Below are 19,269 nucleotides of genomic sequence, written 5' to 3' on the forward strand. Positions count from 1 at the left end.
GCTACACTGTGATGGTGTCTTTGTTCAAATCTGCCTCCATCGTTTCAGGCCTGACCCTGGTTTCCCGCATCACAGGGTTGATGCGCGAGTTGTTGATTGCTTCCATATTTGGTGCCAACGCACTGACCGATGCCTTCAATGTGGCATTTCGTATTCCAAATTTGTTTCGCCGTTTGTTTGCTGAAGGCGCATTCAGTCAAGCTTTTGTGCCGGTGCTGGCTGCCAGCAGGCAGCAGCATGGTGATGATGCGACCCACGTATTGATCAACCAAGTGGCGACTTTGCTCTTGTGGGTGCTGTTGTGGGTCAGTGTGTTGGGCGTCGTGGCTGCTCCTGGTTTGGTCTGGGTGATGGCCAGTGGTTTGCAGCAGTCGCCCCAGGGTTTCGATGTGGCGGTCGTGATGACGCGCTGGATGTTCCCCTACATCGCATTCATGTCTTTGGTGGCTTTGGCTGCGGGGGTGCTCAATACCTGGAGACGTTTTGCGGTTCCTGCGGCCACACCGGTGCTGTTGAATGTGTCCATGATTGCGGCCGCATGGTGGGGCGGGCCTTGGCTGGCGGTGTGGGGTTTGCCGCCCATTTATGTGTTGGCTGCTGGTGTGATCCTGGGTGGCTTGTTGCAACTCACGATGCAGTTGGTGGCTTTGCGCCGACTTGGCTTGTTGCCCCGCATTGGCATGGGCTGGCGCGCTGTGCGCGAGGCTTGGTCTGCCGAGGGACCTAAACGCATCTTGCGACTCATGGCACCCGCTTTGTTGGGGGTGGGTGTGGCACAAATTTCTTTGCTGATCAACACCCAGATTGCTTCGCACCTCACACCCGGCAGTGTCAGCTGGCTCAGCTACGCAGACCGGTTGATGGAGTTTCCTACCGCTTTGCTGGGCGTGGCTTTGGGCGTGGTGCTGATGCCCCAGTTATCAGCCGCCAAAGCGGCAAACAATACCGTCCAGTACTCCGACATGCTCGACTGGGGCCTGCGTTTGGTGGTTGTTCTGGCTGTGCCTTGCGCGGTGGCTTTGTTGGTTTTCTCGCTGCCTTTGGTAGCAGTGCTTTACAACTATGGGGCATTCAGTGCCCACGATGTGCAACAAACCACGTTGGCTTTGATGGGCTATGGCGTGGGGTTGCTTGGTTTGGTGGCGATCAAGGTGCTGGCGCCAGGTTATTACGCCAGCCAGGACATTCGCACCCCGGTGCGCATTGCCATCGCAGTGCTGATCATCACTCAGTTGTTTAATTTGATGTTGGTGCCTTATCTGGCACATGCGGGTTTGGCTCTGTCGATTGGCTTGGGGGCTTTGGTCAATGCGACGTGGCTGCTTTGGGGCTTGCGCAAGGCAGGCACGTACAGGCCTTGTCACGGTTGGTGGCGCTTGGTCTTGCAGGTGGTGGGCAGTAGCGCGGTGTTGGGGTGCTGGTTATTTTGGTCATCGCAGCATTGGGACTGGACACTGTTACACGCCACGCCTTGGTTGCGTGTGTTGGTGATGGCGGGTGTGTTGATGCTCAGCGCGTTGCTGTACTTCGCTTGCTTGGCCATTGTGGGCTTGAAACTGCGTGCGCTGTTGCGCCGATAAGGAGATGTCAGGGCATGGATTTCAAACTCGAAATTCCCACCGCGCTGCAGTATTTTGCGGCCCTGGTTCAAAGCGACGAACATTTTCCCTTGCTCGAAGCGGCCACCAGCTTGGCGCAAGACGAGTACCCGGATCTCGACATCCAGCATGTGCTGGAGCAGGTGGATCAATTGGGCGAGCGCATCAAACGTCGTTTACCGCCAGACGCTGGTGGTTTGCACAAATTGCGCTTGCTCAACAGTTTCTTTTTCGATGATTTGGGCTTTGCCGGTAATTTGAACAATTACTACGATCCCGACAACAGCTTTGTTCACACGGTGCTGCACACCCGTCGTGGCATTCCCATCAGCTTGGCGGTGATTTGGTTGGAGCTGGCTTTGGGTTTAGGTTTGGATGCTTCGGGGGTGAGTTTTCCAGGCCATTTTTTGCTCAAAGTCAAATTGCCCTTCCCGCACGAGGGGCAGGTGGTGATGGATCCGTTCACGGGGCAATCGTTGAGCAAAGAGGACTTGTCGGAGCGTTTGGCGCCTTTGCATGCTGAAACTGGTCTGGTGCGCGATGGCGATGTTTCAGATGCCTTGCTCAAGCATTACTTGAGGCCTGCAACACCCCGCGAAATTGTGGCGCGTATGTTGCGCAACTTGGATGAAATTTACATCACCCACGGTGACGTGGTGCGTCGTGGGTGGGTGAAAAAACGCTTGGGTGTGTTGCTGCCCCAGGCCAGCAAATTGCCCTGATCGGGCTTTAGGCCACCACCACAGCCGCACCATCGCCGCGCTCAGCGATGACGCCGATGGTGTGCACCTGTTCGCCTTGCGCGCGCAAGACCTCGGCGCACGCTTGGGCATTGGCTGCGTCAACCACGACCACCATGCCAATGCCATTGTTGAAGGTGCGGTTCATTTCGATGTCATCAATGCCTGCGGTGGCTTGCAGCCAGGCAAACAGTTCGGTTTGTGGCCAGCTACCTTTGCGCAGGTGTGCGGCCAAGCCTTCGGGCAGAACGCGCGGGATGTTTTCCAGCAAGCCGCCGCCGGTGATGTGGGCCAAGGCCTTGATCGGTTGTGTGGCCAAGGCAGCAAGCACGCTTTTCACATACAGGCGAGTGGGGGCCATGATGGCTTGTTTGAACGGCTGTCCATCCAGGGTGGCAGGCGTGTTGTGACCCGCACGCTCAATCACTTTACGGACCAGAGAAAAACCGTTGGAGTGCACGCCTGCTGAAGCCAAACCCAGCACAACGTCACCCACTTGCACGTTTTGGCCAGTCAGAATTTTGGATTTTTCGACTGCACCCACCGCAAAACCAGCCAAGTCGTATTCGCCATCGGGGTACATGCCAGGCATTTCAGCGGTTTCGCCACCAATCAGTGCACAACCAGACAACTCACAGCCTTTAGCGATGCCCCCCACCACGGCGGCTGCCGTGTCGACATCCAATTTGCCGCATGCAAAGTAGTCTAAAAAGAACAAAGGTTCTGCGCCTTGAACCAACACGTCGTTGACACTCATGGCCACCAAGTCAATGCCCACGGTATCGTGCATTTGCCACTCGAATGCCAGCCGCAGCTTGGTGCCTACGCCATCGGTACCGCTCACCAATACAGGCTCTTTGTAGCGCTTTGGCACTTCGAACAATGCGCCAAACCCCCCGATACCGGCCAGCACGCCCTCGCGCATGGTTTTTTTAGCCAGAGGCTTGATGCGTTCGACCAAGGCATCACCAGCGTCAATATCGACGCCAGCATCTTTATAAGAAAGGGGTTTATTCATTGTGGGTGAGGGTGCTGTGGCGCGCCAGAAGGTGCGCGCCGATAGAATCAAGGTGCAATTTTAAAGCCCATCCTCTACCCGCTGTATGCAATTCACTTCCGCACAACAACAAACCCTGGCCTGGGTTGCCATCGCTGCATTGGTGACACTGCTGTTGTGGTTGTTAGGGCCCGTGTTGATGCCATTTGTAGTGGCTGGGGTGTTGGCTTATGCGCTGAATCCCTTGGTGCGTGGACTTGAGCGTGCCGCAGGGGGGTACTTGCCCCGCGTGGCTTGTGTGTTGCTGGTTGAGGCGGTTTTTGTATTGGTGGTGCTGGCGCTGCTGATGTTGCTGCTGCCCATCTTGGCCAACGAGATACCGCGTATGCGCGAACAGTTACCAGCGCTGATCGAGCGTGGCCAAGCCTTTGTGAACCCTTGGTTGCAGAGCTTGGGGGTGTCGGTCAAATTGGATGCTGCCAGCCTCAAAACCTTTGTCTTGAAAAATTTCAACACCTCGTTTGAAGATGGGTTCAAGCAAGCACTGGCCTCGTTGCGTATCGGCGGCAGTGTGGCTCTGGCGGTGGTGGGCAATATGGTGCTGGTGCCCGTGGTGTTGTTTTACTTGCTTTTAGATTGGCGTCGTTTTGTGCGCCATGTCGAGGCCTTGGTGCCCTTGCCCATGCGCAGTGCCTACGACAGCTTTATGGCTGAGGCTGACTTGGTGCTGGGGCAGTACCTCAGAGGCCAGTTGTCGGTCATGTTCGTGCTGGCTTTTTATTACGGCCTGGCGTTGTGGTGGTTTGGTTTGGAGTTGGCGTGGCCGATCGGTGTGTTCACGGGGCTGGCCGTCTTCGTGCCTTATGTGGGTTTTGGTTTGGGTTTGTGTCTGGCATTGCTTGCGGGGTTGTTGCAAATGACGCCAGCTGAAACTGCGTGGATGGTGGCGTTGGTTTATGGCGTGGGGCAGTTGCTTGAGAGTTTTGTCCTGACCCCGCGTTTGGTGGGCGAGCGCATTGGCCTGCACCCCTTGCATGTCATTTTTGCGTTGATGGCCTTTGCGCAGTTGTTCGGTTTCTTGGGGGTTCTGGTGGCGTTACCCGCTAGCGCTGTGTTGCTGGTGGCGATTCGACGCATACGCCGCCAATACCAGGCGAGTGCCTTGTACCGAGGTGCTTGAGCGGGCATGAAGCAAATCGCACTCGACATTGGCTTGGCCCCCGGCCCTAGCTTGCACAACTTCTTGGCAGGCCCCAATTTGGCGGTTTTGCAGCATTTGCAACTCTGGGTTGGCAATGACAAGCGCTCGCCTGTGCCCAGCTACCTGTGGGGTGAGTCGGGCAGTGGCAAGACCCATTTGCTGCGCGGGGTGCAAGCGGCTTTGCGTGAGCAGGGGTGTCTTGTGGGGTGGATGGATGCTTCTCAGCTTGACCCTGCTGTGTTTGATGACCGTTGGCGGGTGATTGTGCTGGACGATGTGCATTTGTACACAGCTGTACAGCAACATGCAGCGTTCAATTGGTTTGTCAACGCCATGACGCCTCACGATGGACAGCAGCGCTGGGTTTTGGCTGCCGGATTGGTGCCGCCCAGTGATTTGCATTTGCGTGAAGATTTGCGCACCCGTCTGGGCTGGGGGCATATCTATCAGTTGCAAGTGCTCAGCGAATCCGAGCGGCGTGCGGTGCTGCGTCAGCAGGCTGATGAGCGCGGTATTTTTTTGAGCGACGAGGTCATGGACTTCATGCTGAACCGCTTCAGTCGTGATCTGGGCAGCTTGATTCAGTTGCTTGATCAACTCGATGGCTATGCTTTGCAAACACAACGCGCCATCACCATCCCTTTGCTGAAATCGATGCTTGAGAACCTTTGACATGAAACTTGCGTTGTTTGATCTGGATCACACCTTGCTGCCGATTGACTCGGATTACGCCTGGGGTGAATTCACCATTGCCTTGGGATGGACAGATCCTGTCGAGTTCGCGGCCAAGAACGACGAGTTTTACGCCCATTACCAGGCCGGTACTTTGGATATCCATGATTACGTGCGTTTCGCCACCGAGGCGTTTCGTCTGCAAGGCCCCGACAAAGCTGCACGCGCCCATGCGCGTTTCATGCAAGAGGTGGTCATGCCTGCCATTCGTACAGAAGCCCTTGCGTTGATAGACAAACATCGTGAAGCGGGGGATCGTCTGGTCATCATCACAGCCACCAATGAATTCGTCACGCGACCGATTGCCGAGGCGTTGGGTGTGCGTGAGCTGATTGCCGTTGAGCTGACCCGTGGTGCTGATGGGTGGTTCACCGGCGAAATCAACGGCGTGCCTTCCATCCGCGAGGGCAAGGTGCAACGTCTGCAACAATGGCTACAAGCACAAGGCTTGGATTGGCGTGATGTGGACAGCACGTTTTATAGCGACTCCAGCAACGACTTGCCCTTGCTCAAACGCGTCAACCATCCGGTGGCCACCAATCCAGACGCCAAACTGCGAGCCACTGCTCTTGAACAGGGGTGGCCGATCTTGGAACTCTTCTCTCAACAATGATCAAACAATTCATCAATAAGCTGATGGGCAAAACCACCAGCAGCAAGCCCTCACTGGGTAAGCGCCATGTGGTGCCAGCCAAGGTGCATGGCATCAATGTCGACTGGGTCGATGAGCGGGCACTCAATGTGGTGCGCACCCTGCAAGACCGTGGTTTTGAAGCTTACATCGTCGGTGGTGCTGTGCGTGATCTGCTCCTGGGTCTCAAGCCCAAAGATTTCGACGTTGCCACTGACGCCACACCCGAACAAGTCAAGGCGGCATTTCGTCGGGCCTTCATCATTGGACGACGCTTTCGCATTGTTCACGTCGTCTATGGCCGCGGACGCGAACATGAAGTGATTGAGGTGTCGACCTTCCGTGCCCATTTGGACAGTGCTGATGCAAGCCAAGTCAAAGGCAACGAGCGCAGCAGCAAGCAAGAGCTGGCCGGCATGAAGCACGCCGTCGATGCCAGTGGCCGTGTGTTGCGCGACAACGTGTGGGGCCCACAAGACGAAGATGCCGCACGCCGTGACTTCACCATCAACGCCATGTATTACGACCCAGAAACGGGCAACGTGATCGATTACCACGGCGGCATTGCCGACGCTAAGAAAAAAGTTTTGCGCATGATTGGTGACCCCGCCATGCGTTACCGCGAAGACCCTGTACGCATCATTCGTGCCGTACGTTTTGCCGCCAAACTGTCAGCTTTGGGTTTCAAGATGGAGGCGAAGACGGCTGCGCCTTTGAAACGCGCGGTGAAGTTGTTGGCGGATGTGCCACAAAGCCGTTTGTTTGATGAGATGCTCAAACTTTTGCAAACGGGTCATGCGCTTGCCAGTGTGGAGCAACTCAAGCTGCAAGGTTTGGCCAAAGGCATTTATCCCTTGCTCGATATTGTGGTTGAGCGCGCTGATCAAGAATTTGTGAAAACAGCGCTGCAAGATACCGACCGTCGAGTGGGTGAGGGCAAGCCGGTAGCCCCTAGCTTTTTGTTGGCTTGCGTGTTGTGGTCGGACGTGCGTGAGTCATGGGCCCAGCGGCTCGTCAAGCAACCGCCGTTCCCGGCCTTGCAAGATGCGATCGATGAAGTGTTCGAGTCCCGCATTGGCGATGTTTCGGGACGTGGCAAGCTTGGTGCCGACATGCGCGAGATTTGGATGATGCAACCGCGCTTTGAAAAGCGCGTGGGCAGTGGCCCCTGGAGCTTGGTGGAGCAAGCGCGTTTCCGTGCTGGTTTTGATTTCATGCGCTTGCGTGCTGATGTGGGGGAGGTCGATGAAGCATTGGCCGACTGGTGGCAAGAGTTCAGCTTGGCCGATGACAGCACGCGCGAAGACTTGCTGCAACAAGTACGTCTAGAGAGCCAAAAGGCACAACGTGCTCCGCGCGTGCATTCGGTGCGTCGTGCGGACAAGCCCGCAGAAGACCCGCGTTTTCGCGCCTCGGATGAAACGCCCTCGGGTGATGCTGAGCAAGATCCTGCTGATGCACCGGCCAAGAAACGTCGCCGTCGTCGTCGCAAGCCGACGGGTGGTGCTGAAGGCACAGCATCCAGCGAGTAAAGCACTGTTCTTATGCGCAGTGGCACCACCGTGACGGCTTGCATTGCAGTTGGCGCCAACCTGGGCTACGCCCAGGTGACTGTGCGACAGGCCTTGATAGATTTGGCGCGGTTGCCGCAAAGTCAGCTGCTCAAGGCTTCGGCGCTGTACCGCTCAGCACCTTTTGAGGCTACGGGGCCAGACTTTATCAATGCGGTGGCACTGGTCGAGACACAACTCTCTGCCCAGGCCTTGCTGGCAGCTTTGCAAGCCCTGGAGCTTCAAGCCGGACGCGAGCGGCCTTATCAAAATGCGCCGAGAACCCTGGATCTGGATTTGATCTTCCATGGCGAGCAAGTGTTGTCGACGCCAACATTGACCCTGCCGCACCCGCGCTGGCAAGAGCGCGCTTTTGTGTTGTTACCACTGGCTGAAATTTGCCCTGAGCGTGTGAGCGAGGCGATGTTGGCGCGGGTCAAACACCAAGCGATCGAGCGCATCCCCGACGACGTTGCATCATGAACTTCTCGCTTCTCTCCTTTTCTGCGCAAGCTGTTTTGCTGTTGATCGCTGCGAATGTGTTCATGACGTTTGCTTGGTATGGGCATCTCAAAAGCTTGGCCAATTCACCTTGGTATACCGCTGTCTTGGTGAGTTGGGGCATTGCTTTGATGGAGTATGTGCTGCAAGTTCCTGCCAATCGCATTGGCTTTCATGATGCTGGTTTGCAGGTGGGGCAACTCAAAATCATGCAAGAGGTGATCACGTTGGCGGTCTTCGTTCCGTTTTCGGTGTTTTTCCTCAACGAACCACTCAGACTCAACTATTTATGGGCAGGTTTGTGCATGGTGGGGGCGGTGTATTTCATTTTTAAAGCGTGAGCAACGATTACACTTCCGCCTGTCATCAAAATGTCACATGCAGTTGGATTCACAGGAGTACCGCATGCTATTTGGAAAGTTGTTGCCCACAGAGGGCAATTTTTTTGAAATGTTCAACCAGCACGCCGACCGCATCGTCGAGGCTGCGGTGGCCTTTTCTAATTTGGTTGCCAACTACAGCGATCCCATCTTGCGTGACAAATACAACCAAGAAGTGGACAACGCCGAGCGCGCTGCCGACCGTGTCACCCACGAAGTCAACCGTGCGATTCACAAAACCTTCATCACACCGATTGATCGCGAGCAAATTCACTCGTTGATCAACACCATGGACGATGTGGCCGACCTGATTCAAGACTCCGCCGAAACCATGGCTTTGTATGACGTGCGTCACATGACAGACGAGATTTCACGTCTGACAGATTTGAGTTTGAAGTGCTGCGAGCGCGTGCGCCATGCGGTGAAGTTACTCGACAAAATCACTGACCCAGCCACCGCTGAAGCCGCGCTCAAAACTTGCGAAGAAATTGACAAGCTTGAGTCAGACGCTGATCGCGTGATGCGCAGCGCAATGAGCAAACTGTTTCGTGAAGAGCCTGATGTGCGCGAAGTCATCAAACTCAAAGCGATTTACGAGTTGCTCGAAACCATCACCGATAAATGTGAGGACGTCGCCAATTTGATCGAGGGTATCGTCCTCGAAAACTCCTGAGTACAGGCGCCCCATGGAATCCGTACAAACTGCGTTTTGGGTGGTCGCTTTGTTGGTCGTGATGGCGTTGCTGTTTGACTTCATGAACGGCTTTCACGATGCGGCTAACTCGATTGCCACGGTGGTCTCCACCGGTGTGCTCAAGCCGGCTCAAGCGGTTTTGTTTGCCGCTTTTTTTAACTTTGTCGCAATTTTTATCTTCCACCTCAGTGTGGCCGCCACGGTGGGAAAAGGCATTGTTCAACCGGGCATTGTGGACACCCATGTGGTGTTTGGTGCGCTGTTGGGCGCCATCACTTGGAACATCATCACCTGGTACTACGGCATTCCCAGCAGCTCATCGCATGCATTGATCGGCGGTATTTCCGGTGCTGTGATCGCCAAGGCAGGCACCAGTGCCTTGATTTCAGGCGGCATCTTTAAAACGGTTGCCTTTATTTTCGTGTCTCCTGTGCTGGGTTTCTTGCTTGGCTCGTTGATGATGGTGGCCGTGGCCTGGATTTTCAGAAGCTTTCGTCCGTCACGCGTGGACAAATGGTTTCGCCGTTTGCAACTGATCTCGGCGGGTGCTTACAGCTTGGGTCACGGTGGCAATGACGCGCAAAAAACCATTGGCATTATTTGGATGCTTTTGCTGGCCACCGGCTATGCGTCCAGCGCGGAATCATCTCCGCCCACATGGACCATCGTGTGTTGCTACGCGGCCATTGGTCTGGGCACCATGTTCGGTGGCTGGCGCATTGTCAAAACAATGGGTCAGAAAATCACCAAACTCAAACCTGTGGGGGGCTTTTGCGCTGAGACAGGGGGGGCCATGACGTTGTTCTTGGCCACCGCCTTGGGTATTCCTGTTTCGACTACTCACACCATCACTGGTGCGATCGTCGGTGTGGGCTCGACTCAGCGTGCCAGTGCGGTGCGCTGGGGCGTGGCGGGCAACATTGTGTGGGCTTGGATCTTGACCATTCCTGCGAGTGCCTTTGTGGCAGGCGTGGCGTATTGGGTCAGCTTCACTCTGTACTGAGTCACTGCGAGATTTTCTGCGCTTCTTCGATTTGGTATTCGAAGTAGCGCTGACCACTGAACACGATGCTGGACATCAGTGCTGTGGCCCCAATCATGAGTGACACCACGATGGCCCCAATGGTTCCCCAGTTGGTTTGTCCGGCTGGGTCGTCACTGTTAGCCACTGGGTTGAATTTGGCATTCCAAACTTCTGGCGTCATCAAGGCATACACAATGGCATTGAGGGCACAGGCCGCGATCGTGAAACCCAGCATGGGGATGAGCCACCAACTGGCCATGTCATCCAGCCCGTTTTCTTGCACCCGCTCGATCCCGTAGAGTCCGAGTGCCGTTGGTATGGGCAGCAGCCAGCCCAAGGTGTCATTGAGTCCAAACAGGTAAAAGCGGTGCAGTCCCAAGGGGCCACCCAGGAAGGTCAGCCAAGCGGCGATGGTTTTGTTTTTCATGGCATCAGTGTAGACGGCTATAATGGAGAGCTTTTCAGCGTGTCGCAGGCCGGGTGGCCTTAGCGCGTGTCTCAAACGTTGAAAACACCCACCCACCCGAAGGATTCATCATGGTCGTCATTCGACTCTCCCGCGGCGGCTCTAAAGCCCGTCCGTTTTTTAACATTGTTGTGGCAGACAAGCGCGTTCGTCGCGATGGTCGCTTCATCGAGCGTATCGGTTTTTACAACCCCATCGCCAAAGGCGGTGAAGAGGGCCTGCGCATTGCGCAAGATCGTCTGACCCACTGGACTGGTGTGGGCGCACAGTGCTCGCCTACGGTCGAGCGTTTGATCAAGCAAGCTGCCAAAGCAGCCGCTTAATCGACCACAGGCATGGCGATGACCCTGGGCTTGGAGCCTGCAGATTTACCTGCAGACGCCGTGGAAGTCGGGCGCATCGCCGATGCATGGGGCATCAAGGGCTGGTTCAAGGTCCTGCCCTACAGCGCTTCTCCGGAAGCGCTTTTTTCTTCCAAGCGTTGGTTTTTATTGCCCGCTGAAAAAGGTGCCAAAACTTTCGCTGGCACCCTGCTTCTGAAAATTATTGAAGCCAAAGAACATTCCGATACGGTCGTGGCCAGTGCCCAAGCCGTCTCAGACCGAACGGCTGCTGAAGCCCTCAAAGGCGCGCGTATTTTTGTCGCCCGTTCTAGTTTTCCCACCCCAGATGCCGACGAGTACTACTGGGTGGACTTGATCGGGTTGGATGTCGTCAACCGTGAAGGCGTTGCCCTTGGGCAAGTCAAAGAGTTGTTGCATACCGGTCCGCAAACAGTGCTGGTTCTGAGCTTTACCGAAGGCGATACCGTCAAAGAGCGCATGATTCCGTTTGTCGGTGTGTATATTGATGCGGTGGATTTAGCCGCACGTCGCATCACCGCTGACTGGCAGCCCGATTACTGATGCGCTCGGCTGGGGTTATTCGTGCGTTTTGACGTCATCACGTTGTTCCCTGAGTTTTTTGAGCCGTTTTTGAAAACCGGTGTGACCCGTCGCGCCTACGAGTCGGGTGCTGTTGTGGTGAGGTTGTGGAATCCTCGTGATTACGCACAAGGCAACTACCGCCGCGTGGATGATCGGCCCTTCGGTGGCGGCCCAGGCATGGTGATGATGGCCGAGCCATTGTTGCTTTGCTTGAACGCCATCCGCGCCGATCGAGGACAAAACCGCGAGGTCGCGCCTTTGCTGCTGTTTTCACCCACGGGCGATCTGATGCTTCATGCTTTGGTGCAGCGCTGGTCCGACAGTGCGGGTGCTGTCTTGCTGTGTGGTCGTTATGAAGGTATTGACCAGCGATTCATTGATGCGCATGTGGACGCCCAACTCAGTTTGGGCGATTTTGTGCTCTCTGGTGGTGAATTGGCCGCCATGGCTTTGCTGGATGCCGTGGCGCGTCTGCAACCCGGCGTCCTCAATGACGAAGGTAGCCACCAATTAGACAGTTTCAACCCGGCGTTGGATGGTTTGCTGGACTGTCCGCACTACACACGGCCTGAGGTGTGGGAAGGGCAGGGCGTGCCCTCTGAGCTGTTATCGGGGCATCATGTGCACATTGAACGTTGGCGACGCGACCAGCGTTTGCGGTTGACCGCGCAATTGCGCCCAGAGTTGATTGAAGCGGCACGTGCGGCCCATCGGCTCAGTGCCGTAGACGAGGCCATTTTGGCGGCTAAGAAACAGCTATAATCATGGGCTTTCGATCCTCTGATCGGCCGCTTCTTGTCACCGTGCCAGAAGCCTTTTGTGTAGCGCGATCAAGATCTTTAGAGGAAAACATGAACCTGATCCAAACCCTTGAGGCAGAAGAAATTGCTCGCCTCGGTAAAACCATCCCCGAATTCGCACCTGGCGACACAGTCATTGTGAGCGTCAACGTGGTTGAAGGCACCCGCAAGCGTGTCCAGGCCTATGAAGGTGTGGTGATTGCAAAACGTAACCGTGGCCTCAACAGTGGCTTCACGGTGCGTAAAGTGTCCAGCGGCGAAGGTGTGGAACGTACCTTCCAAACCTACAGCCCCTTGATTGCAAGCATTGAAGTCAAGCGTCGGGGCGATGTGCGTCGTGCCAAGTTGTACTACTTGCGTGATCGCAGCGGCAAATCGGCTCGCATCAAAGAAAAGTTGGTCAGCAAGTCGGCAGCGGCCTCCAAGGCAGCCGCCGCAGCGCAGTAAGCAGGTTTTACCTCGTCAGCTGTTTGCTACCCACAAAGCCACCCCAAGTGAAAGCTTGCGGTGGCTTTTTCTATGTCTAAACCCCCCTTGTTCGATCCCCTGCAAGTTCCCGTGATTCGCGTGGATCAGCATTTGCCGGCGGTTTCACCAGATCAACTCACGCCACAGGCTTTGGTTGCGAGATTTGCACACCCGCCCTTGTGGGAGCCTGAGCTGGTGCGTGAGCGTCGATTCATGGACCGTGAGCCAGCTCACGCCGCTGTCTTGCTGGGGGTGGTGATGCGCGACCAGCCCACAGTGTTGCTGACGCAGCGAACAGCGCATTTGTCGACCCATTCAGGGCAGATTGCGTTTGCCGGGGGTAAGTCAGATCCCGAGGATGTGGATGCTGCTGCGACCGCCCTGCGTGAGGCACATGAGGAAGTCGGGCTGGAGGCTCGCCATGTGAAAGTATTGGGGCAACTGCCGATCTACATCACGGGGTCTGCTTTTCACGTCACGCCAGTTGTTGCGTTGATTTCTCCAGACATGGCCTTGCAGCCCAACCCTTTTGAGGTGGCCCATACGTTTGAAGTGCCTTTGGCGTTCTTGATGGACCCTGCCAACCACCGTTGGCATCGTGTGGAGCATGAGGGGTTTCATCGGGAATGGCTCTCTATGCCCTACCAAGATGGCGCGCACTTGCGCTTTATTTGGGGCGCCACTGCGGGCATGTTGCGCAACTTCTACCGTTTTTTGCAGGCCTGATTTAGAGGTTGGAGCGTCCCGCTATCATCGACCCATGAGTTTTTTGGCCCTGCTCTTTGCTTTGTTGATTGAACAAGCCCGTCCCTTGTCCTCGGACAACTGGTTGCGTCGTTTGTTGCGTAGCTGGATTTCTTGGATCAGTCGAACTTTGGATGCTGGGCACCATCAATTGGCCTGGACCACTTGGTCCTTGGCGGTCGGTGTACCGACGCTAGTGACACTGTCTGTGCATTGGCTGTTGCTGTATTTTTTGGGCTGGCCTGTGGCCATGGTGTGGAGCGTGTGTGTGCTCTATGCCTCTTTGGGGTTTCGTCAATTCAGCCACCATTTCACAGACATTCGTGATGCTCTGGATGCTGGTGACGAACGACTTGCCCGCGAACTGCTTGCGCAATGGCAGCACGTGTCGGTGGGCAGCTTGCCCCGCAGTGAACTGCTGCGCCATGTGATTGAGCACTCAGTGCTTTCCGCACATCGTCATGTGTTCGGTGTGCTGGCTTGGTTCTCTGTGTTGGCTGCTTTGGGCTTTGGGCCTGCGGGTGCCGTGTTTTATCGCATGAGTGCTTGGGTCTCGCGTTCGTGGCAGGCGTCATCTCAGCCTAAAAAAGGCTGGGTCAGCGAGCCCTTGCAAATGGCCGCACAAACAGCCTGGCATCGGGTGGACTGGCTGCCCGCACGCGTCACTGCCGTGGCCTTCGCGGTGGTTGGCAATTTCGAAGAGGCCATCGATTGCTGGCGTACGCATGCACAGCGATTTCCAGATGACAACGATGGCGTGGTCTTGTCTGCCACGGCGGGTGCGTTGAATGTGCGCTTAGGGGGCGAAGCCCTGAATGCACAAGCCGAACGTGGTGGCATGTTGTTGAGCGACGAACCTCATGAGTCGCAAGATAGCGAAAGCACGCCAGGACGAGCCCCTGAGTTGGCACATTTGCCCAGTGTGGTGGGCTTGGTGTGGCGCAGCGTGGTGTTGTGGATGGTTCTGCTGGCTTTGTTGACCTTGGCACGTTTGCTCGGTTAGAGACCGTCCACGTTTCAATAATGAGCGGGCTGTGTCAGCTCTGCAAATAACAAGCCATACAAACGGTAGCGCGAGGCGTTGATGGATCCGTTTTCCACGGCATCCCGCACCCCACAGCTGGGCTCATGCAAATGCGTGCAGTTGTAAAACTTGCAATGCGCCACATGGGGTTTGAAGTCAGGCATATAGGCAGCCAGCTGCATGGCATCAATGTGGTGTAGGCCAAACTCTTGGAATCCTGGTGAGTCGATCAAGCCCGTTGTGCGCTCACCATCGACCCAATGCCAAGTGGTTGCCGTGGTGGTGTGTTTGCCAGAGTTGAGCGCGTGCGAAATTTCCCCCGTGGCGACGTTGGCGTTGGGAATCAGAGCATTGATCAAGGTGCTCTTTCCGGTGCCTGAGGGGCCTAAAACCAAGGTGGTTTTGTGATTCAGGCGTTCGGGCAAGTCACCTAAATCACCCGTCTTAAGTGCGAGTGACAACACGGTGTAACCCATGGCCACATAAGGTTGCAAGCGAGCCAAGGCTCTTTCAAACAAAACGGTCAGATCACGTTTGTTCAGGGCGATCACAGGGGTGATATGTTCTGCCTCGGCGGCAATCAAAGCACGCGCAAGTTGCATCTCCGAGAACTCAGGCTCTGCGGCGATCAAGATGAGTACTTGGTCTAAATTGGCAGCGAAAGACTTGGTGCGCACTTCATCTTGTCGGTAAAACAAATTGCGCCGTGGTTCGACTTTTTCGATCGTCCCTTCATCTTCACTGGCCAGCCATTGAACCCGGTCGCCCACCACGACCTGACTTTTTTTGCCCCGAGGATGGCAAATGCGGCGCTCGCCGTCAGGTGTTTCCACCACACAGTGACGTCCGTGGGTGGCAATCACCAAGCCGCTGAGCGTCATGCGGCGATCCGCGCCAAGCGTTGTGAAGCCGGTGGGTGAGAGTAATAAAACGTCACAAACCAAGGATCGGGTGTGAGTGTGGAGGCATTGTCTTGGTACAGCTTGAGCAAAGCGCTGCCCAATGCTTGGGCATTGCTATTGGCCACTGCGTAAGCGTCAGCCTCAAACTCAAAACGCCGTGATCGACGCGCCGATAACGGGGACACAAAGAAAGTCACCAAAGGAAGTGTCAGCATGAACAACAGCAATGCCAACGCGCTGTTGCTGCTGTTTAAATTGGGAGACACCCCCAATCCGGTGTAGAACCACACTTGCTGTGACAACCAGCCCAGCAGAGCCAAGCCACCTAAGCTGAAAGCAAAGCTGGTGAGCATCATTTTCAAGATGTGACGGTGCTTGAAATGTCCTAGCTCGTGCGCCAACACAGCCTCCATTTCATCGGCATTGAGTTGTGCCAACAAGGTGTCAAAGAACACCACCCGTTTGGCTGATCCCACGCCTGTGAAAAACGCATTGGAATGGGCGGAACGACGGCTGCCATCCATGACAAAAAAACCTTTGGCAGTGAAACCCGCGCGGTTCATCAATGCAGTCACGCGTTCTTTCAAGGTGGCGTCTTCCAAGGGGGTGAACTTGTTGAACAGAGGCATGATCACATTGGGTGCAATCCACATCACCAGCAATTGGTAGGCCACCAAGGCGCCCCAGGCATAAAGCCACCAGGTGGCACCTCCCGTGTCCATCAACCACAACACCAATGCCAAGATGGGTAGACCCAACACCAACCCCACCAACAGTCCTTTGAGCATGTCGCTCACCCACAAAGCGGGCGTCGTGTTGTTAAAGCCAAAACGTTGTTCAATGCCAAAGGTTTGATACAAGGTCAGGGGCAAACCGATTAGGCCACCGATCAACGCAAAACTCACCACCAACACCAGTTGCTGGGTCATGCCTGCACCCAGCCAATTCAGCGTCAATTGGTTGAGTGCATCCAAACCACCCAGCAAGGTCCACCCCATCAACAGGACTGCATCCAATGCCATGTCAATCAAGCCCACGCGTGCCTTGGCCAAGGTGTAGTCCGCCGCTTTTTGATGTGCATCTAATGAAATCGTGTGTGCGAATGTTGCCGGCACGGCCTGGCGGTGCTGTGCCACATGGCGCACTTGACGCCCGCTCAGCCAGAGTTTGGTGAGCAAATTAGCCAGCAAAACCACAGCGAGCGCGACAGACATCGAAAGAGAAGGATTCATCATGTGGGGGAGTTTAGATGAACGTGTCGTGGCGATGGGTGACAATCTCTCCCCATGTCTGAAGTGTCTTCCCCCACCCCTGTGCCAAGCTTGGCGAAATCTGATCTGAATTTGGTCTGGCTTGATTGTGAAATGAGTGGACTCGATCCTGATCGTGAGCGATTGCTGGAAATAGCCATCATCGTGACTGGTCCCGACCTCACTCCCCGTGTCGAGGGGCCAGTGCTGGTGATCCACCAAAGTGATGAGCTGTTGGGCAAGATGGACGCTTGGAACAAAGGCACACACAAAAAGAGTGGTTTGATCGACAAAGTCAAAGCCTCGACCTTGACGGAAGAGCAGGCACAGGAGCAACTCATTGCCTTTCTGAAGCCCTATGTGTCTAAAGGTGTTTCGCCCATGTGTGGTAACACCATTGGTCAAGACCGTCGCTTCTTGAACAAGTACATGCCCAAATTGGAAGCCTGGTTTCACTACCGTAATTTAGATGTGAGTACCTTGAAAGAGCTGTCTCGTCGTTGGAAGCCTGAGGTGTTCAATGCATTTAAAAAAGCACAAAAGCACACCGCTTTGGCTGATGTGCACGAGTCCATCGATGAGCTGATGCACTACCGCGAACACTTCTTGAAACTTTAACTCGGGTTTTCCCGAATTTGTGCGACAATACAGATTGCAACATGAAACACGTGTTCGCTTTCATCGCACATCTACCTCACACACAAGGGCTCACACAGTGAGCCGCCCGCGCCGAGCACGGCGTAGAACTTCGTTTGATGGTTGATGTTGTTCAACCCTCGACGGAGCCGCTGCATCAATGCGAGCGGACGTGAAAATGACCGACTCTTTTGAGCTGGGCACTGCTGTGCCAGCTGATCTTTCCATTGTTACTGACGACTTAGCGCTTGCGCCTGAGACTGAGGTGATTGACGAGCCTATGGCGCCTGCTGCGCCTAATGGTTTCCAACTTTTAGGCTTGGCCCCTGAGTTGATCGCTGCAGTGGCTGACCTGGGTTATACCCAGCCCACCACCGTGCAATCCAAAACCATTCCATTGGCCATGAACGACGGCGCAGCCGGTAAGTTCAACGACCTGATGGTGTCTAGCCAGACCGGTAGCGGTAAGACAGCCGCTTTCTTGTTGCCTGTGCTCAATACCTTGATTGCTCAGATGCACGCCCAAGACGCCCAAGAAACGGCTGAATGGGAAGCCGTGGTGGCCGAAGCCGCTGCCAAAGGCGAGCCTGCGCCTAAGCGTGCACGCCGTAAAGATCCGACCAATCCACGCAACTTCAAGGCGCCAACGCCTGGCGCTTTGATCGTTTGCCCAACCCGTGAGTTGGCTCAGCAAGTGGCGCATGATGCCATCGGCTTGGTCACCCACTGCCGTGGTTTGCGCGTGGCCAACGTGGTGGGTGGCATGCCTTACCAACTGCAAATCGCCAAGCTGCAAAACGCCAATTTGGTGGTGGCTACCCCAGGTCGTTTACTTGACTTGCAGCGCTCGATGCAAATCAAGCTGGATCAAGTTCAATTCTTGGTGGTCGACGAGGCTGACCGCATGTTGGATTTGGGCTTCTCGGATGACTTGGCTGAAATCAACCAACTCACCATCCAACGTCGCCAGACCATGATGTTCAGCGCCACTTTTGCGCCGCGCATTCAGCAATTGGCAACACGTGTGATGCGTGAACCCCAACGTGTGCAAATCGACTCGCCTCAAGAAAAGCACAACAACATTCGCCAAATCTTGCACTGGGCCGACAACGCAGCGCACAAGCGCCGCCTGTTGGATCACCTCTTGCGCGACACCACGATTGACCAAGCCATTGTTTTTGCCAGCACCCAAATCGAGTGCGATGGCTTGGCCAATGACTTGCAACAAGACGGTTTTTCCGCTGTGGCATTGCATGGTGCTTTGAGTCAAGGTTTGCGCAATCGCCGTTTGATGGCACTGCGCCAAGGTCAAGTTCAAATCCTGGTTGCCACCGACGTGGCCGCTCGCGGCATTGACGTGCCCACCATCACCCACGTGTTCAACTTTGGCTTGCCCATGAAGTCGGAAGACTACACCCACCGCATTGGCCGCACAGGCCGTGCCGGTCGTGATGGCTTGGCCGTGACGTTGGCTGAGTTCCGCGACAAACGCAAAATCTTTGATATCGAAGCCTACACACGCCAGCCGTTCACAGCTGAAGTGATCCCAGGCATGGAGCCGACCCAACGCGTCGAGCGCGGGCGTGACTTCGCACCGCGCAAAGGTGGTGGCAAGTTTGACGGCCGCCGTGGTGGCAACTTCGGTGGTGGTGGTGGTTTCGGCGGCAACGACCGTTTCGATAACCGCAAAGCCGGTAATTCATTCGAGGCCCGTCAAGGCGGCGCACCTCGTGGCGGTTTTGGCGAAGGTCAGAGCCAAGGTCGTGGTGGTTTCGGTGGCGGTCAAGGCTTTGCCCATCCCGCAGGCCCACGCAGCTTTGATGACCGTCCTGCACGTGGCCCACGTCAGGCTGGTTTTGAAGCCGGTCGCACCCCGTTTGACAAGCCTGCCCGTCCGGCAGGCAAGCCTTTCAGTGGTGGTGGCTTTGATGCTAAAAAACGCAGCCCCAAACCACGCTTTGACCGTTAAGCGCTGAGCATTCTTTGCTCTAAAAAGGCCAGTTGT

21 protein-coding genes and 1 pseudogene are annotated in these 19,269 nt (G+C 55.5%); 18 read left to right on the forward strand and 4 right to left on the reverse strand.

What is annotated here, in order from left to right; translation table 11 throughout:
* Positions 1–11: 11 nt before the first annotated feature.
* On the forward strand, positions 12–1,580 hold the full coding sequence (murJ, locus tag B9Z39_RS00130) for a murein biosynthesis integral membrane protein MurJ (protein ID WP_369908101.1): 1,569 nt from the start codon (positions 12–14) through the stop codon (positions 1,578–1,580).
* A gap of 14 nt (positions 1,581–1,594) precedes the next feature.
* Positions 1,595–2,305 (forward strand): annotated as a pseudogene (locus B9Z39_RS00135) (SirB1 family protein); the annotation flags it as partial.
* Between the two features lie 22 nt (positions 2,306–2,327).
* On the opposite strand, the gene purM reads toward B9Z39_RS00135, so the two are convergent.
* Entirely contained in the window at positions 2,328–3,356 is a 1,029-nt protein-coding gene (gene purM, locus B9Z39_RS00140; protein WP_108300331.1) for a phosphoribosylformylglycinamidine cyclo-ligase, read from the reverse strand.
* Between the two features lie 85 nt (positions 3,357–3,441).
* Between purM and B9Z39_RS00145 the strand changes: the two genes are divergently transcribed.
* From B9Z39_RS00145 to B9Z39_RS00180, 8 genes are all read left to right on the forward strand, one after another.
* The gene (locus B9Z39_RS00145) at positions 3,442–4,515 is read left to right on the forward strand and encodes an AI-2E family transporter (RefSeq protein WP_100147053.1); all 1,074 of its coding nucleotides are present in this window, start codon (positions 3,442–3,444) and stop codon (positions 4,513–4,515) included.
* 6 nt (positions 4,516–4,521) lie between these two features.
* Complete coding sequence (gene hda / locus B9Z39_RS00150; RefSeq protein WP_100147052.1) at positions 4,522–5,208, forward strand: DnaA regulatory inactivator Hda; 687 nt, start codon at positions 4,522–4,524, stop codon at positions 5,206–5,208.
* 1 nt (position 5,209) lies between these two features.
* Positions 5,210–5,881 carry an HAD family phosphatase gene (locus B9Z39_RS00155; RefSeq protein ID WP_100147051.1) on the forward strand — a complete coding sequence of 224 codons (672 nt, stop codon included), beginning with the start codon at positions 5,210–5,212 and terminating at the stop codon, positions 5,879–5,881.
* Positions 5,878–7,431, forward strand: coding sequence for a polynucleotide adenylyltransferase PcnB (gene pcnB / locus B9Z39_RS00160; RefSeq protein ID WP_100147050.1), 1,554 nt, complete (start codon positions 5,878–5,880; stop codon positions 7,429–7,431). Before B9Z39_RS00155 ends, pcnB begins: the two co-directional genes overlap by 4 nt.
* A gap of 12 nt (positions 7,432–7,443) precedes the next feature.
* A complete protein-coding gene (gene folK / locus B9Z39_RS00165) occupies positions 7,444–7,932 on the forward strand; it encodes a 2-amino-4-hydroxy-6-hydroxymethyldihydropteridine diphosphokinase (RefSeq protein WP_100147049.1) in 489 nt (162 codons plus the stop codon).
* Positions 7,929–8,291, forward strand: a complete 363-nt coding sequence (locus tag B9Z39_RS00170; RefSeq protein ID WP_100147048.1) for a DMT family protein — start codon at positions 7,929–7,931, stop codon at positions 8,289–8,291. Before folK ends, B9Z39_RS00170 begins: the two co-directional genes overlap by 4 nt.
* Before the next feature lie 64 nt (positions 8,292–8,355).
* Complete coding sequence (locus B9Z39_RS00175; protein ID WP_100147100.1) at positions 8,356–9,003, forward strand: DUF47 domain-containing protein; 648 nt, start codon at positions 8,356–8,358, stop codon at positions 9,001–9,003.
* Positions 9,004–9,016: 13 nt separating this feature from the next.
* Positions 9,017–10,027 (forward strand): inorganic phosphate transporter, encoded by a 1,011-nt coding sequence (locus B9Z39_RS00180; RefSeq protein WP_100147047.1) that lies wholly within the window; start codon positions 9,017–9,019, stop codon positions 10,025–10,027.
* Position 10,028: 1 nt separating this feature from the next.
* Here B9Z39_RS00180 and B9Z39_RS00185 read toward each other — a convergent pair whose 3' ends face one another.
* Positions 10,029–10,475, reverse strand: coding sequence for a TM2 domain-containing protein (locus B9Z39_RS00185; RefSeq protein WP_100147046.1), 447 nt, complete (start codon positions 10,473–10,475; stop codon positions 10,029–10,031).
* Between the two features lie 110 nt (positions 10,476–10,585).
* Here B9Z39_RS00185 and rpsP point away from each other — a divergent pair, with 110 nt between their 5' ends.
* The 6 genes from rpsP to B9Z39_RS00215 all read left to right on the forward strand — a co-directional run bounded on the left by rpsP (position 10,586) and on the right by B9Z39_RS00215 (position 14,455).
* Positions 10,586–10,837, forward strand: coding sequence for a 30S ribosomal protein S16 (gene rpsP / locus B9Z39_RS00190; RefSeq protein WP_100147099.1), 252 nt, complete (start codon positions 10,586–10,588; stop codon positions 10,835–10,837).
* Positions 10,838–10,849: 12 nt separating this feature from the next.
* Entirely contained in the window at positions 10,850–11,419 is a 570-nt protein-coding gene (rimM, locus tag B9Z39_RS00195) for a ribosome maturation factor RimM (protein WP_100147045.1), read from the forward strand.
* A gap of 21 nt (positions 11,420–11,440) precedes the next feature.
* On the forward strand, positions 11,441–12,202 hold the full coding sequence (gene trmD, locus B9Z39_RS00200; RefSeq protein WP_108300332.1) for a tRNA (guanosine(37)-N1)-methyltransferase TrmD: 762 nt from the start codon (positions 11,441–11,443) through the stop codon (positions 12,200–12,202).
* A gap of 89 nt (positions 12,203–12,291) precedes the next feature.
* Positions 12,292–12,687 carry a 50S ribosomal protein L19 gene (rplS, locus tag B9Z39_RS00205; RefSeq protein WP_100147043.1) on the forward strand — a complete coding sequence of 132 codons (396 nt, stop codon included), beginning with the start codon at positions 12,292–12,294 and terminating at the stop codon, positions 12,685–12,687.
* A gap of 72 nt (positions 12,688–12,759) precedes the next feature.
* The gene (locus tag B9Z39_RS00210; RefSeq protein WP_100147042.1) at positions 12,760–13,434 is read left to right on the forward strand and encodes a CoA pyrophosphatase; all 675 of its coding nucleotides are present in this window, start codon (positions 12,760–12,762) and stop codon (positions 13,432–13,434) included.
* A 34-nt stretch (positions 13,435–13,468) separates the two neighbouring features.
* Positions 13,469–14,455, forward strand: coding sequence for a CobD/CbiB family protein (locus B9Z39_RS00215; protein WP_108300333.1), 987 nt, complete (start codon positions 13,469–13,471; stop codon positions 14,453–14,455).
* Between the two features lie 14 nt (positions 14,456–14,469).
* Here B9Z39_RS00215 and rsgA read toward each other — a convergent pair whose 3' ends face one another.
* Both rsgA and B9Z39_RS00225 read right to left on the reverse strand, forming a co-directional pair.
* A complete protein-coding gene (gene rsgA / locus B9Z39_RS00220; protein WP_100147040.1) occupies positions 14,470–15,357 on the reverse strand; it encodes a ribosome small subunit-dependent GTPase A in 888 nt (295 codons plus the stop codon).
* A complete protein-coding gene (locus tag B9Z39_RS00225) occupies positions 15,354–16,610 on the reverse strand; it encodes a M48 family metallopeptidase (protein ID WP_108300607.1) in 1,257 nt (418 codons plus the stop codon). The genes rsgA and B9Z39_RS00225 overlap by 4 nt, the downstream gene beginning before the upstream one ends.
* A 54-nt stretch (positions 16,611–16,664) precedes the next feature.
* Between B9Z39_RS00225 and orn the strand changes: the two genes are divergently transcribed.
* Both orn and B9Z39_RS00235 read left to right on the forward strand, forming a co-directional pair.
* Positions 16,665–17,246 carry an oligoribonuclease gene (gene orn, locus B9Z39_RS00230; RefSeq protein WP_108300334.1) on the forward strand — a complete coding sequence of 194 codons (582 nt, stop codon included), beginning with the start codon at positions 16,665–16,667 and terminating at the stop codon, positions 17,244–17,246.
* A gap of 196 nt (positions 17,247–17,442) precedes the next feature.
* Positions 17,443–19,233, forward strand: a complete 1,791-nt coding sequence (locus B9Z39_RS00235; protein ID WP_233248883.1) for a DEAD/DEAH box helicase — start codon at positions 17,443–17,445, stop codon at positions 19,231–19,233.
* Positions 19,234–19,269: the final 36 nt, after the last annotated feature.

Source organism: Limnohabitans sp. JirII-29 (assembly GCF_003063395.1).
GTDB lineage: Bacteria > Pseudomonadota > Gammaproteobacteria > Burkholderiales > Burkholderiaceae_C > Limnohabitans.